The following is a 13,642-nucleotide window of genomic DNA, read 5'->3' on the forward strand; positions in this document are numbered from 1 at the left end:
CCCAGGGCCCCTGCGGCTCAGCGACGGGCATATTCGCGGAAGCCGCGCCCCGTCTTGCGGCCGAGGCAGCCCGCGGCCACCAGGTGCTCGAGCAGAGGAGCGGGGGCCAGGCCCGGGTCACGGAACTCGCGGTGGAGCACCTTCTCGATGGCGAGCGAGACGTCGAGTCCGACGACGTCGAGCAGCTCGAAGGGCCCCATCGGGTAGCCGCCGCCGAGCTTCATCGCGGTGTCGATGTCGTCGAGCGAGGCGTAGTGCTCCTGGACCATCTTGATCGCGTTGTTGAGGTACGGGAACAGCAGCGCGTTGACGATGAAGCCGGCGCGGTCGCCGCAGTCCACCGGGTGCTTCCTGATCTTCGTGGTGACCTCACGGACCGTGGCGTGGACGTCGTCCGCGGTCAGGACCGTACGGACCACCTCGACGAGCTTCATCGCCGGGGCGGGGTTGAAGAAGTGCATGCCGATGACGTCCTGCGGGCGCGAGGTGGCGCGGGCGCAGGCGACGACGGGCAGCGAGGAGGTGGTGGTGGCGAGCACCGCGCCCGGCTTGCACACCTTGTCGAGCGTGGCGAACAGCTGCTGCTTGATCTCCAGGTCCTCCGCGACGGCTTCCACGGCCAGGTCGACCTCGGAGAAGGCGTCGAGCGAGTCGGCCGGGGTGATCCGGGCCAGCGTCTCCTCGCGGGCCTCGGCGGTCATCCTGCCCTTGTCGACAGAGCGCGAAAGAGACTTGGCGATACGGGACTTGGCCGTCTCGGCCTTCTCCTGGCCGCGGGCGGCGAGGACCACGTCGTACCCGGCCTTGGCGAAGACCTCGGCGATGCCGCTCGCCATCGTGCCCGACCCGGCGACACCCACCGCGCGCACCGGACGGCCGCCGGCGGTCTGCGCGGCCTCCAGGGGCGTCAGCGCGTCGCGCACCACCGTGCCGCTGTCCGGCGCCTCGTAGGTGTAGAAGCCGCGGCCCGACTTGCGGCCGGTCAGGCCCGCCTCGCTGAGCTGCTTCAGGATCGGGGCGGGGGCGTGCAGCCGGTCCCCGGACTCGGTGTACATGGCGTCGAGGACGGTACGGGCGGTGTCGATGCCGATCAGGTCGAGCAGTGCGAGCGGGCCCATCGGGAGGCCGCAGCCGAGTTTCATCGCGGCGTCGATGTCCTCGCGGGAGGCGTACTTCGCCTCGTACATCGCGGCGGCCTGGTTGAGGTAGCCGAAGAGCAGACCGTCCGCGACGAAGCCCGGCCGGTCGCCGACCGCGACGGGCTCCTTGCCCAGGTCACGGGCGAGTGCGGTGACGGCCTCCACCGCCTGCGGGGCGGTCAGCACCGAGGAGACCACCTCGACGAGCTTCATCGCCGGGGCCGGGTTGAAGAAGTGCAGGCCCAGAACGCGCTCGGGGTGCGCAGAGTCGGCGGCGAGGCGGGTGACGGACAGGGCGTTGGTGCCGGTGGCCAGGATCGCGTCCGGGCGGAGGACGGCGTCCAGCTCGCGGAAGACCTGCTGCTTGGTCTCGTACGACTCGGGCACGACCTCGATCACGAGGTCCGCGTCCGCGGCCGCCTGCAGGTCGGAGAAGGTGCGGAAGCGTGCGAGGACGTTCCGGCGCTCCTCCTCGGTGATGCGCTCGCGCTCGACGGCGCGCGCGGTGGCGGCTTCGAGGGCGGTGACGGCGTGGTGGGCGGCGGCGTCGCTGATGTCGATGCCGATGACCTCGCGGCCGGCGCGGGCGAGGACCTCGGCGATGCCGGTGCCCATCGTGCCGAGGCCGACGACGGCGATGGTGGAGAGAGGGGTGTCCATCACGGGACTCCAGGAATGAGTGACGACTGAGGGAGGGCGCGCGTGCGCAAGGGGCGCGGAGATGCGCGGAGGTGCGTGTCGCGGTGAGGCGCGCGGCGATGCGCGCCCTGGGGGCGACGGACTCTGTCCCGGAGTCGCGTCGTACAGAACTGCCGAACCGACAAGCTCCCCCATAGCCATACGGCAGGGGAGGTGCTCCGGACGGCTGCGTCACCAGGCCGCCGAGAGCTGCGGGTGTGACCCGCTCACATGAGGTTAACCCGTGAGTAATGAGCGCGCCAGCCCTGTGCGGATGTGATCTGTGCCGCGTGCTGCTGCTCTACGCTGCTGGGCATGGACGCGGATCTGCTCGACCTCGCCCGGCGTACCGAGGCGGAGCTGACCGGTCCCGCCGACGAGGAGCTGCACCGGCGGCTGACCGCCGCTGTGGACCTCGACGCGCTGGCCGCCGTGCTGACCGAGGGCGAACGCCCGTTATGGGCGCGCGAGATCGCCGCCTTCCGCCTCGGCTGTGCCGGGGACCACCGCGCCTTCGAGTCGCTCGTGCTGCTCCTCAACCACCGCGATCCCGAGCGCTGCGTCTCCGCCTCCTACGCCCTGACCCGCCTCGGCGACCCCCGCACCCCCCGCGCGGCCGCCGCCCTCGCCACCAATGAGCTGCGCGTCGCCTACGCCCTGCTCCCGGTCCGTCTCCTCACCCAGCTCCGCGCCCCCGAATCGGCCCCGGCTCTGATCACCACCCTGCAGCGGCGGCTGGCGCCGGGCGACCCTCACTGGCGCGTCGCCCTCGCCTGCGTCGAAGGCCTCGGAGCGCTCGCCGACGAACGCGCCCGCCCGGTTCTGGAGTCGGCCCTCGCTCACCCCCGGCTGTCCGCAGCCGCCTCCGCGGCGCTCAGCCGCCTCACGTAGCGGACCTCGGGTACCGCGACCCCGCCCACCTCGAACGGCTCCTCGGCACCGTCCGGTGCGAACCCGCCTTCTCGTAGAAGCGGCGCGCCGCCGACCAGCTCGCCGTTCTCGTCCAGGGCGATCTGACCGGATATCGCAATGAACCTGCCGGTGCCCATGACCACATGGGTGTAGCCGGTGCCGGGAACGACGCCGTCAGGGGCGTGGACGTGGCTGAGGTGCGAAGACCCGTCCGACGGCAGGTGCGAAGTCATCTCCCGCATTCTGGCGCACACCACTGACGGCGCCCCGGTCAGCGTGAGTGCCCGAGAGCCCGGTGCAGCGCCGCCCCGGTGCGGGCCTGGTCCGGCGTGCCGGCACGGGGCGCGGCCTTCAGGGGCTTCGGCTCCGGCGTGCGTGCGCAGACGGCGTCCGCCTCCCCGGTCGTGCTCGACGAGGGCACCCTGCCGGTGGCCAGATAGTCCGTCAGATAACGGTCCAGGCACCTGTTCCCACCCAGGGTGATCCCGTGGTTTCCGCCGCCCTGCTCGACGACCAGACGGGAACCGTGCAACTGGTGGTGGACGGCGACGCCGCCCTCGTACGGCGTCGCCGCGTCGTCCGTCGCCTGGAAGACGAGTACCGGGGGGAGGGCGACGTTCGAGACGTCCGTCGGGCGGAGCGGCGGGACGGGCCAGGTGGCGCAGGGTGCGTTGTACCAGGCGTTGTTCCAGGTGGAGAAGGGCGCCTTGGCGTGGAGCGCCCAGTTGTCGCTGCGCCAGAGCGACCAGTCCCTCGGCCACTCGGCGTCGCGGCACTGCACCGCCGTGTAGACGGAATAGCCGTTGTCGCGCTCACTGTCGGGCGCACCGAAGTTCTCGTACGCCTTCACCAGCGGAGCCGCGTCCTTGCGCGTCACGTACGCAGCGAACGCGTCGGCCAGGTGCGGCCAGTAGCCGTCGTAGTAGCCGCCCGGCAGGAACGTGTCCTCCAGTTCGCCGGGGCCGACCTTCCCGCCCGCCGGGGTCCGGCCCAGCGCATCCCGCATCGTGTACCACGCCGCCTCGACCTCGGCCGGGTCGCTGCCGAGCCGGTACGTCGCGTGGTGCCTGGCCACCCATGCGGCGAAGGCCTTGTGGCGGGCGTCGAAGGCGAGGTCCTGGGCGAGGTTGGCGTCGTACCAGACACCGTTCGGGTCCACCGCGGAGTCGAACACCGCGCGCCGCACCCGGTGCGGGAAGTGCTTGGCGTACACGGCACCCAGATACGTGCCGTAGGAGTACCCCAGGTAGGAGATCTGCGGGGCGCCGAGTGCCTGGCGGATGACGTCCATGTCCTTGGCCGTGCTCACGGTGTTCATATGGGGCAGCACGTCCCCGTACTTGGCGGCGCAGGCCTGGGTGAACGCCGCCGCCCGCGCCAGATTCGCATCCTCCGCCTGTTGCGCGTGCGGCACCGAGTCGGGTCGTACGGGCGCGAAGTGGCCGGGTTTGCAGTCGAGCGCCGGCCGGGAGGAGCCCACACCGCGCGGGTCGAAGCCGATGACGTCGTACTGCGCGGCGACCTTCGGGGGCAGCGAGGCCGCGACGAACCCGGCCAGTTCCACTCCGCTCCCACCCGGGCCGCCCGGGTTGACGAGCAGGGGCCCCTGGAAGGTCCTGGCGGTGTGCCGTACGCGGGACAGCGCGAGCGTGATCTGCCGCCCGCCCGGCTGCGCGTGGTCGAGCGGCACCTTCAACGCGGAGCATTCGAGCCTGGGATGCTCGTCCGTGGCACAGCTCCGCCAGGTCAGGGGGCTTGCGGGCCGTGGTTCCGCCGGTCCTGCGGTTGCCGCGGCCGGCACGCCCGCGAGCAGTCCGGTCACCGCCGCTCCGACGGCGACCAGCACTCCTGTGCGTCTGTACATACGGCCTCCCGTGGTGGCGGGGCGCGGCCCGGAGCGGCTCGGCCCCGGCGGCAGCGTTCCCGGATTCCCTCCCGGAAGGACACGTTCGGTACAGACTTGACCCGTTTGCTCCCCAAGCTGCGCCGTCGGCTGCTCAGAGCAGGGTGAGCTGCGTGGCTCCCGGCTCCGCGAGAGCCGGCTGCACGGGCGCCGGGATCCGCCGCGGCGTACCGCGCTGGGCCGGGCCGATGCCGAACTCCGTGGCGAGTTCGTGCACATGACGGGTGATGCGCCGCTGGTACCACTTGGGCGCGTAGGCCCCCTCCGCGTACAGCCGCTCGTACCGCCGCACCAGGTGCGGATGCTCCCGGCCCAGCCACGCCATGAACCACTCGCGCGCCCCGGGCCGCAGATGCAGCACGAGCGGTGTCACGGAGGTCGCCCCGGCTGCCGCGATCGCCCGTACGGTCGCCCGCAGGTGGTCGGGGTGGTCGCTCAGGAAGGGGATGACCGGTGCCATGAGCACCCCGCAGCCGATGCCGTGCTCGGTCAGGGTCCGTACGACGTCGAGGCGCCGCTCCGGTGACGGCGTCCCGGGCTCCACGGTCCGCCACAGCTCGCGGTCCGTGAACCCGACCGAAACGGAGATGCCCACCTCGGTGACCGCGGCGGCCTGGCGCAGCAGGTCCAGGTCGCGCAGGATGAGCGTCCCCTTGGTGAGGATCGAGAAGGGGTTCGCGTAGTCGCGCAGGGCGCCGATGATCCCCGGCATCAGCCGGTAGCGGCCCTCCGCCCGCTGGTAGCAGTCGACGTTCGTGCCCATCGCTACGTGCGCCCCCTGCCAGCGGCTCGAGCCCAGCTGGCGGCGCAGCAGCTCGGGCGCGTTGACCTTGACCACGATCTGGGTGTCGAAGTCCAGACCCGTGTCGAGGTCCAGATAGCTGTGGGTCTTGCGGGCGAAGCAGTACACGCAGGCATGCGTGCAGCCGCGGTACGGATTGACGGTCCACTCGAACGGCATCCGTGACGCCCCGGGCACCCGGTTCAGGATCGAACGTGCGCGCACCTCATGGAAGGTGATCCCGCGGAACTCCGGGGTGTCCGAGTCGTCGTCAACGGTGTATGAGAGGCCTAGCTGACCTGGTGCTCCTTCTCTCAAGCCGTCCCAGCGCATGGGCCCTCCGTAGGTGTAGGCGTTCGCACTTAGAATAGAACACCTGTTCCCATGTGGGGTCAAGCTTGTTCCAGGCATGAAGAAGGCCCCTCGACCGAAGTCGGGGGCCTTGTCTCACGTGGCCGCTTGGAGGAGCAGCCGCGACCGCCGGCATGTCGGTCACGCCTCTCCGCTGTCGGCCTCCGGTCGCTTCAGCACGCCACGTCCCCTTGTTGGGCAGGGTTGCGACAAGGCCCGCCCCCGAAGCTCCTTGACGGCCCGTCTGACCGTGTTCAGGGCCACGCCGTGATGCGCTGCCGGCTCGCGCTCAGGGGGAGCGTTGTGGCCGCTGAAGCGTCAACGACCCAGCGGCGGAGGGGCGCTACCGCCGGCTGGAGATCCGGGAGTTGGCCGGACAGCGCAGGGCGCTTCAGGTCCGCGTCCGGCGCGGTGAAGACTCGGTGGTCCTGCGGCTCGTCATCGCACGAACGGGACAGGGCCCGGGTGGGAGTGACTCTCCGGCCCGGGCCCTGTGCCCCGGCCGGGGGGCTTCAGGGCCGGGGGCCGCCGAGCGCGCCTTCGAGCATGGTGAGGAAGGAACGCAGGAGCGCGCTCAGGCGAGCCTGCCCGGCCGGGTCGAGGCCGGACAGGATGTCCCGTTCGTACGACAGCTGGGCGGGGAGGATGGCGTCGACCAGATCGCGGCCCGCGTCGGTGAGGCGGATATGGGCCATGCGGCGGTCGCGGGCGTCGCCGCGCCGCTCCACCAGGCCGCGTTCGGTCAGGGACTTGATCCGTTTGGTGACGGCTGCTCCGGAGGAGAAGGTCTCGCGGGCGAGCTCCCCGGGGGTCAGCTCGTGGCCGGTGCGGCGCAACGCGCCCAGCAGCTCGAATTCGGGGCGGGTGAGTCCTGCGCGGCGCAGCGGGGCGTCCTCGGCCTGCTGGAGCAGGGCGGCAGAGCGGTTGATCCGGCCGATGATCTCCATCGGGCCGGTGTCGATGTCCGGATGGACCGCCTGCCATTGGCGGACCACCGCGGCCAGGGTGTCGCCTGTCACCGCCTGGCCGTTCCCTGTCGTCATGCCCGTGCGCCCTCCACGTTCAGTCTCTCCCCGGAATGCAGTCCCTGCCGTCGTATTGTCGCGGCGAGCGTACGGTGTCCGGCGCGCTCGGTGCGGACGAGGCGCTCCTCGGGCAACGCGCGCTGCCACCATTCGCCGGCGGCGGCGTCGGCGCCGGCCCGCAGCTCGACGAGGGCGGCGGTGAGCCGGCGGCGAGCGGTCTCCAGGGCGCGCGGATCGGGGCGGTCCGCTGCGAGGACGCTCTCGGCGCGGTCACGGGCCGCGTCGATGGTGTCGAGGGCCCGCTGGAGCTGGTCCCCGACGCGCCGGTTGGTGACGGCCAGGGCCGCGACGATGCCGACGGCGGCACCGGTGAGCGTGTCCACGACGCGGTCCAGGATCAGCTCCCCGGGCTGCTGGAAGTGGGCGAACTCGGTGATCATCAGCGCCATCGGGGTCACGAAGACGCTGCAGAGCCAGTAGTTGCGGGCGGCGAGTGCCTCGGCGACGAAGTTGCAGGCGAGGCAGCACACCACGAGCGCGGCCTGGTTGAGGTGGGCGAGCGGCGCAATGAGCGCGAACACCAGGACACCGGCGAGGTTGCCCACCACGCGCTGCACTCCGCGGCTCCATGACAGCGTCATATTGGCCTGGTACAGCGATGCGGCGGTGACCAGGGCCCAGAAGGGGAGGCCGATGCCGAGGGCGAGTGAGACGTAGCCGGCGAGGGCGCAGCCGACGGCGGTACGCAGGGCGATGGGCAGCAGCAGGGAGCCCGGCCCGATCAGCCGCCACAACGGACGCCCGGGGGCCTCGAGTCCGGCCCGCACGCCGAGGAGCTCGTCCGCGTCGCCGCGGTCGAGACCGACGGGGTGCGGGACGGGCCGGTTACCGCGCAGCTCGTGGGCCCAGGCCCGCAGCTGTGCGGGGTCGGTGGCCGCGGGGGCGGCGAGGGTGACCTCGGCGCGTACGACGAGCCGTTCGAGGGAATGACGGACCGGGTTCCGGGCGCCGGCGGACAGCAGGCACTGCCAGGCGGCGTGCACGGCGCCGGCCGCCCCGGCGCGGGCCCGCTCATGGTCGGGTCCGGTGCCCCGGGTGGCGGCGTAGGCGGCAGCCGCGTTCAGGGCGCGGGCCGTGGCACGGCGCTCGGGGCCATGGGGGCGTACGAGGACGGGTGCCATGCCGACCAGCCAGGCGACGGCGCCCGCGCCGGCCGCCAGCGCGAGATGCCCGGGGACCTGGCCCAGCGTCTGGGGTGTGAAGAGACTCGCCGAACTGATGAAGGTGAAGATTATGTTGCCGGGCGGGCCGATGCGGCTGGCGTCGCACAGGGCCTTCTGGGCCGCCGCGAGCAGGGCGCCGACCGTGACGAGCACGACGGCGGAGTGCGTGAGCGACGCGGTGACCAGGGCGACGGCAACGCCCGCCAGCATCCCGAGGACGACCCTTGCCAGGGTCCGGGCCCGGGCGGCGTACGGGACGTTGTGGGCGAAGAGGGCGCAGAGCGACCCGGCCATCGTGTACAGCACCAGGTCGAGCCGGCCGAGAAGGAGCAGGGTCACGTTGGGCATGGCGGTGGACACCACCACGCTCGTCGACGGTTTGAACCAGATGTCGGACGGTGCGCCCAGGCGGAGTGCGCCGGCCAGGGGGAGGCGGCGGATTCGGTGGGTCTGAGATGTGGGGGTGGGTGCGCTACTGCTCCTGCTCATAGCCACAAAGATTAACAGGTGTTTTACTGAGAAAATAATCTTCTGACTCAACACCACCCCCGGTGTACCCGAGCGACCCCTCGGCCGGAGCTGATCGATGCCGTCTGGCCGGGTCCGCTGAACAAGGCCAGAGTCGGGAAACCGGGTGACGCCTCGAATGTTCGTGGATCGCTTGACGATCGGAACCTGGACATTTATTATCCAGGTCATGCGAACGGGTAAGGGTGTCGAATGGGCGGTGCACACACTGCTCAATCTGGCATGGCTGGGAGGCGGTGAGCCGGTGCCCACCGCACAGCTGGCCGCCGGCCACGAGCTGTCGCCGTCTTACCTGAACAAGCAACTGCAGCTGCTGGTCAAGGCCGGTCTGCTGGAATCCGCTCCGGGTGCGACGGGCGGCTTCCGGCTGGCCCGCCCCCTGGACACGATGTCGATGCTGGACGTGGTCCTCGCCATCGAGGGCGACGAGCCCCTTTTCCGCTGCAGCGAGATCCGCCAGTGCGGCACCATCGGCGAACGATGCCCGGACGGTGACTTCACCCGGCCGTGCTCGGTCAAGATCGCCATGGGGCGGGCCGAGGTGGCCTGGCGGAAGGCTTTGGCCGAGCAGAGTCTCGCCGACGTGCAGGCCAGGTCCGAGACGTACGTCCCCGCCATGGCGAAGCGTGTTCGCCAGGCACTCGGGCGCGACTGATCCCTTTTTCCGCGCGGTGTGACCGCGCATTTCTTCAGGAGGTGAATCTGGATGAAAAATATCCTGATTATCGGTGGTGGGTTCGCCGGCGTGTGGAGCGCCGCCGGCGCTGTACGCGCGGCACGCGCCCACGGTGTGCCGCAGTCGGAACTGCAGGTCACGCTGGTCAGCAGCGGCGACGACCTGGTGATGCGTCCACGGCTCTACGAGGCCGATCCGGAGCGGATGCGGGTCTCGCTGGACCGGGTGCTCGGTCCGATCGGGGTGCGGCGGATCGCCGCGACCGTCACCGGCATCGACACCGGCGCCCGCACGGTGACCGCGGTCGACCGAAGCGGCCGGAACACGGAACTGAGCTACGACCGTCTGGTGCTGGCCGCGGGCAGCCAGCTCGTACGCCCGTCGATCCCGGGCTCCGAGTTGATCTTCGACGTGGACACCCTGGGCGCCGCCACGTCCCTCGACCATCACATCCGTCGCCTGCCCGAGCGCCCGGCTGCGCCCGGACGCTTCACCGCGGTCGTCATCGGAGCAGGCTTCACCGGCCTGGAGATAGCCACGGAACTTGTCGCCCGACTGCGGGAAGCGGCCGGCGACGCGGACGACGTACGCGTCGTCCTGGTGGAGCGCGCCGACGCTGTGGGTCCCGAGCTGGGCGAAGGTCCGCGCCCGGAGATCAGCTCCGCCCTGAGTGATCTCGGAGTCGACCTTCGCCTGGGCAAGACGGTCGAGCGGGTCACCGAAAGCGAGGTCGAGCTCTCCGACGGTGAGCGTCTTCCGGCCTCCACCGTGATCTGGACAGCCGGCATGGCCGCCAGCCCGCTCACCCGGCACATCCCCGGCGAGCGCGACCGGCTCGGCCGACTGCACGTGGACGAGTACCTCCGCGTCCAGGGGGCACCCGAAGTGTTCGCCACAGGTGACACCGCAGCGGCCGCCGCCGACGCGGACCACAAGGTGATGCAGAGCTGCCAGCACGCCACCCCCCTCGGCAAGTTCGCCGGCCACAACGTCGCCGCCGACATCCTGGGACTGGACCTGGCAGTCTTCACCCCGGCCGAGTACGTCACCTGCCTGGACCTCGGACCCGCCGGCGCGGTCGTCACGACAGGCTGGGAACGAACCGTCCAGAAGACCGGAGACAAGGGCAAGGAACTCAAGCGCCAGATCAACGCCGAATGGATCTACCCCCCGGTCGACGACGCCGATGCCATCCTCGAACTCGCCGACCACCAGGCAACCTTCTCCAACGAGATGTTCTACGGCTGACCGGCACCCCGACCGAAACGACGCCGCCCCGCTCGACGAAGCCGAAAACAGCACACCTGCACGGCTGCACATCGACAACTCGATGCGGCCCGCCGAGGCCTCCTGCACGGGCAGAGCAAGCGCGCCTCCTGCTTCCATCCAGTCGGGACGCGTAGTTCCGCCCGTCTGAGGTCGTAGGGCTCAGCGAGAAGCTGAAGCTCCACGTCATCGAAGGGGCCGCGGATCGCTGATGGATCCGTAGCGGGCGTGGCGAGCCTCTGGTTCCCCGCCTGCGTCACGCGAGCGAGCGTTTCCCGGACCGCCTGGGATGTCTGCAGGGACAGGCCGGCTCGACGGCCTGTTCGCGGCCGGGGGTGGCGACGGCTTGGTCGAGGATCCGGTCCAGGATGCCGCTCTTGCGGCCGGTGCCTCACCGAAGACGGTCTTCGGCGAGGCACCGGCCGCCGACGCCATGTCCGTCACGGTCACCAGCCCGGCCGTCAGCAGCCGGCTTCGCGCCATGACTCGGCCGTCCGACGGGGAACAGCACGCTCAGTCACGGTGCCGGCCCATACGAGCGGCGGCCGACCACCTTGCAGTCGCACTGCCCGTGCCGACCGACCAAGCTCCCGTAACTCCTCCGACTCAACGCCTCACGCACATCGTTCGAGAACAAGGAAGCCCCCTGATGAACAGCTCCGCCCGCTTCCCGCACGCCCGCCACTACATCGACGGACACTGGGTCGACTCCGCCCAGCGCACCGAATCCCTGAACCCCGCCACCGGACAGGTCCTCGGGACGTTCGCCGACGGCGGCGCCGAGGAGGCGAAGGCCGCCATCGCCGCCGCCCGGCGCGCCTTCGACACCACCGACTGGTCCCGGGACCGCAACGCGCGGGCCAAAGCCCTGTTCGAGATGGCGGACCGTCTCGAAGCTCGCCGAGATGAGTTCATCACCCTGCTCGCCCGTGAGAACGGCAAGATCCTTGGTGAGGCGGCCTTCGAGATCGACCTCACGGTCCCGAAGCTGCGCTACTACGCCGCCCTCGCGCTGGCCGACCACGGTCGCGCGGCCGAGGTGCGGCCCGGCATGTACTCGATGACCCTGCACGAGGCGGCTGGAGTCGCCGGTGTCATCGCGCCCTGGAACTCCCCTGTCGTCCTGGCCGTGCGCTCTTTCGCCCCGGCGCTCGCCGCAGGCTGTACTGTCGCCATGAAGCTCCCAGGCCAGACCGGCCTGATCAACGGCCTGATCGCCGAACTCGTCGAGCAGACCACCAGCCTTCCGCCCGGGGTGATGAACGTCTTCACCGAGTCCGGCAACGACGGCGCCCCGCTGCTGGTCTCCTCCCCGGACGTCGACGTGCTCAGCTACACGGGCTCCACGATGGTCGGCCGGAAGATCATGGAGTCGGCCGCGGCCACTCTCAAGCCACTCTCCCTGGAGCTCGGGGGGAAGAATCCGATGCTCGTCTTCGACGACGCGGACCTGGACGTCGCCGTTCCCGTCCTCGTCAAGGCCATCACCACCTTCACCGGCCAGTTCTGCATGGCGGGCAGCCGCATCCTGGCGCAGCGCGGCATCGCGGATGAGCTCCGCCGACGGCTCGTGCCCGCCCTGGAGGCGGTCAAGGTCGGACCGGGAGACGACCCTTCCAGCGAGATGGGTGCGATGATCGATGAGCCCAACGCGGGCCGCGTCGAGCGCATGGTCGCGGACGCCGCCGACTACGCCGACGTCATCGTCCGCGGCGAACGCAGCGGCGCCTTCCTTAGCCCCTCCCTGGTCGAGGTCACCGACCTGAGCGCGCCGATCGTGCAGCAGGAGGCGTTCGGACCCGTCGCCACCTTCGAGGTCTTCGACACCGAGGAGCAGGCCGTCGAACGCGCCAACGCCACCGACTACGGCCTCGCCGCGTCGATCTGGACCCGGGACGTGGACCGCCCGCTGCGGGTAGGCCGCGACATCAAGGCCGGCACCGTGTGGACCAACACCTGGGGCGTGGTCCACGACCAGTTCGAGGAGGGCGGCTTCAAGCAGTCCGGCATAGGCCGCCTGAACGGCCTGCGCGGCCTTGAGGAGTTCCAGGAGACCAAGCACTTCGTCCACCCGACCCCGCGCTTCTGATCCAGCGCAGGAGCAGACTCCCTGACCGACGACCCGCCGGCCGCGCGGTCGGTCCGCGTGGCCGACCGACCGCGCGGACCGTTCGGACGCCATCGTGCTCACCGCGTGGGCCGTCGAGCCCGTTGATCCCTGGGCAACCGCGTGCTGGTCTTCGCCCAGGGCTGTGGCGGTACCGGCGAGCGGCGCCATTCCACTGGCGGTGAGCTGGTCGAGCCAGTCCTATGACTGCGCGGACATCCCGGTGTTGAGATCGCTTGCCGCTCCACATCGACGTCAACCCGACCGACAGGGAGCAGGACGAAGAGGTCCGTCGCCTGCTGGGCCTGGGTGCTCGGCACGCCGACGTCGGCCAAGGCGACGAGAGCTGGGTCGTGCTCACCGATCCGGAGGGGAACGAGTTCTGCGTCCTTGCGGCCCGCCGTCCCTGATCGGAGACTTCTCGATTCATGGCACCGCAACCCTGATTTGGGGGGCCGCGCGGAAGGTGGTTGGCTGGGGGATCACCCGAAGAACCGAGTGCTGGAGGATGAGGCATGGCGCAGGTCGAGGCCACGACGGAGCGGATCATCGCGGCGGACGCGGAGACCGTGTTCGACACGCTGGCCGACTACAAGGACAGCCGCGCGAAGCTCCTGCCCGGGCACTTCAGCGAGTACGAGGTGCGCGAGGGCGGCGACGGCGAGGGCACCCTCGTCCACTGGAAGCTCCAGGCCACCAGCAAGCGCGTCCGCGACTGCCTGCTCGAGGTGACCGAGCCGACCGACGGGCAGCTCGTCGAGAAGGACCGCAACTCCTCCATGGTCACCACATGGACGGTCACGCCGGCCCCGGCCGCCGAGGGCCGCGCCGCCTCCTCGCGGGTCGTGGTCACCGCCGTCTGGAACGGCGCCGGCGGCATCGGCGGCTTCTTCGAGCGGACCTTCGCCCCCAAGGGCCTCGCGCGGATCTACGACGAGCTCCTCGCCAAGCTCGCCGCCGAGGTGGAGAAGTAGTCCCCGGCCCTCCTTCCGGGTTGCTGTAAAGGTCACCGTTTCGAGTGGTTTTCCCCGCGGCTCCGCCGTGCGCCGGGCG

Annotated in this window: 10 protein-coding genes and 3 pseudogenes; 6 read left to right on the forward strand and 7 right to left on the reverse strand. The window is 70.8% G+C overall.

Features of this window, described 5'->3' with window-relative positions:
* Positions 1-17: 17 nt before the first annotated feature.
* A complete protein-coding gene (locus ACWCP0_RS31915) occupies positions 18-1,799 on the reverse strand; it encodes a 3-hydroxyacyl-CoA dehydrogenase family protein (protein WP_451082238.1) in 1,782 nt (593 codons plus the stop codon).
* Positions 1,800-2,132: 333 nt separating this feature from the next.
* Between ACWCP0_RS31915 and ACWCP0_RS31920 the strand changes: the two genes are divergently transcribed.
* On the forward strand, positions 2,133-2,708 hold the full coding sequence (locus tag ACWCP0_RS31920) for a HEAT repeat domain-containing protein (protein WP_451082239.1): 576 nt from the start codon (positions 2,133-2,135) through the stop codon (positions 2,706-2,708).
* On the opposite strand, the pseudogene ACWCP0_RS31925 reads toward ACWCP0_RS31920, so the two are convergent.
* The 6 genes and pseudogenes from ACWCP0_RS31925 to ACWCP0_RS31950 form a co-directional block, all read right to left on the reverse strand.
* A pseudogene (locus ACWCP0_RS31925) lies at positions 2,657-2,796 on the reverse strand (GNAT family N-acetyltransferase); the annotation flags it as partial. The gene ACWCP0_RS31920 and the pseudogene ACWCP0_RS31925 overlap by 52 nt on opposite strands.
* A 1-nt stretch (position 2,797) precedes the next feature.
* Positions 2,798-2,962 (reverse strand): annotated as a pseudogene (locus ACWCP0_RS31930) (RidA family protein); the annotation flags it as partial.
* Between the two features lie 38 nt (positions 2,963-3,000).
* Positions 3,001-4,593, reverse strand: a complete 1,593-nt coding sequence (locus tag ACWCP0_RS31935) for an alpha/beta hydrolase (RefSeq protein ID WP_451082240.1) — start codon at positions 4,591-4,593, stop codon at positions 3,001-3,003.
* A 133-nt stretch (positions 4,594-4,726) separates the two neighbouring features.
* A complete protein-coding gene (locus ACWCP0_RS31940; protein ID WP_451082241.1) occupies positions 4,727-5,746 on the reverse strand; it encodes an Rv2578c family radical SAM protein in 1,020 nt (339 codons plus the stop codon).
* A 530-nt stretch (positions 5,747-6,276) separates the two neighbouring features.
* Positions 6,277-6,807, reverse strand: coding sequence for a MarR family winged helix-turn-helix transcriptional regulator (locus tag ACWCP0_RS31945; protein ID WP_451082242.1), 531 nt, complete (start codon positions 6,805-6,807; stop codon positions 6,277-6,279).
* Positions 6,804-8,501 carry an FUSC family protein gene (locus ACWCP0_RS31950; RefSeq protein WP_451082243.1) on the reverse strand — a complete coding sequence of 566 codons (1,698 nt, stop codon included), beginning with the start codon at positions 8,499-8,501 and terminating at the stop codon, positions 6,804-6,806. Before ACWCP0_RS31950 ends, ACWCP0_RS31945 begins: the two co-directional genes overlap by 4 nt.
* Before the next feature lie 208 nt (positions 8,502-8,709).
* Between ACWCP0_RS31950 and ACWCP0_RS31955 the strand changes: the two genes are divergently transcribed.
* The 5 genes and pseudogenes from ACWCP0_RS31955 to ACWCP0_RS31975 all read left to right on the forward strand — a co-directional run bounded on the left by ACWCP0_RS31955 (position 8,710) and on the right by ACWCP0_RS31975 (position 13,563).
* Complete coding sequence (locus ACWCP0_RS31955; RefSeq protein WP_451082244.1) at positions 8,710-9,195, forward strand: RrF2 family transcriptional regulator; 486 nt, start codon at positions 8,710-8,712, stop codon at positions 9,193-9,195.
* A 51-nt stretch (positions 9,196-9,246) separates the two neighbouring features.
* A complete protein-coding gene (locus ACWCP0_RS31960) occupies positions 9,247-10,464 on the forward strand; it encodes an NAD(P)/FAD-dependent oxidoreductase (RefSeq protein WP_451082245.1) in 1,218 nt (405 codons plus the stop codon).
* A gap of 667 nt (positions 10,465-11,131) precedes the next feature.
* Positions 11,132-12,571: an aldehyde dehydrogenase family protein gene (locus tag ACWCP0_RS31965; protein WP_351222753.1), complete on the forward strand. Its 1,440-nt coding sequence runs from the start codon at positions 11,132-11,134 to the stop codon at positions 12,569-12,571.
* A gap of 260 nt (positions 12,572-12,831) precedes the next feature.
* Positions 12,832-12,999: pseudogene (locus tag ACWCP0_RS31970) on the forward strand (VOC family protein); the annotation flags it as partial.
* Between the two features lie 105 nt (positions 13,000-13,104).
* A complete protein-coding gene (locus ACWCP0_RS31975) occupies positions 13,105-13,563 on the forward strand; it encodes an SRPBCC family protein (protein ID WP_451082246.1) in 459 nt (152 codons plus the stop codon).
* Positions 13,564-13,642 lie beyond the last annotated feature (79 nt).

It is taken from the genome of Streptomyces sp. NPDC001970, assembly GCF_053594115.1.

Coding starts and splice junctions, on each gene's coding strand:
- ACWCP0_RS31955 (WP_451082244.1), top strand. CDS start 8,710: ATGCGAACGGGTAAGGGTGTCGAATGGGCGGTGCACACACTGCTCAAT.
- ACWCP0_RS31950 (WP_451082243.1), bottom strand. CDS start 8,501: ATGAGCAGGAGCAGTAGCGCACCCACCCCCACATCTCAGACCCACCGA.
- ACWCP0_RS31935 (WP_451082240.1), bottom strand. CDS start 4,593: ATGTACAGACGCACAGGAGTGCTGGTCGCCGTCGGAGCGGCGGTGACC.
- ACWCP0_RS31960 (WP_451082245.1), top strand. CDS start 9,247: ATGAAAAATATCCTGATTATCGGTGGTGGGTTCGCCGGCGTGTGGAGC.
- ACWCP0_RS31920 (WP_451082239.1), top strand. CDS start 2,133: ATGGACGCGGATCTGCTCGACCTCGCCCGGCGTACCGAGGCGGAGCTG.
- ACWCP0_RS31940 (WP_451082241.1), bottom strand. CDS start 5,746: ATGCGCTGGGACGGCTTGAGAGAAGGAGCACCAGGTCAGCTAGGCCTC.
- ACWCP0_RS31975 (WP_451082246.1), top strand. CDS start 13,105: ATGGCGCAGGTCGAGGCCACGACGGAGCGGATCATCGCGGCGGACGCG.
- ACWCP0_RS31945 (WP_451082242.1), bottom strand. CDS start 6,807: ATGACGACAGGGAACGGCCAGGCGGTGACAGGCGACACCCTGGCCGCG.
- ACWCP0_RS31915 (WP_451082238.1), bottom strand. CDS start 1,799: ATGGACACCCCTCTCTCCACCATCGCCGTCGTCGGCCTCGGCACGATG.
- ACWCP0_RS31965 (WP_351222753.1), top strand. CDS start 11,132: ATGAACAGCTCCGCCCGCTTCCCGCACGCCCGCCACTACATCGACGGA.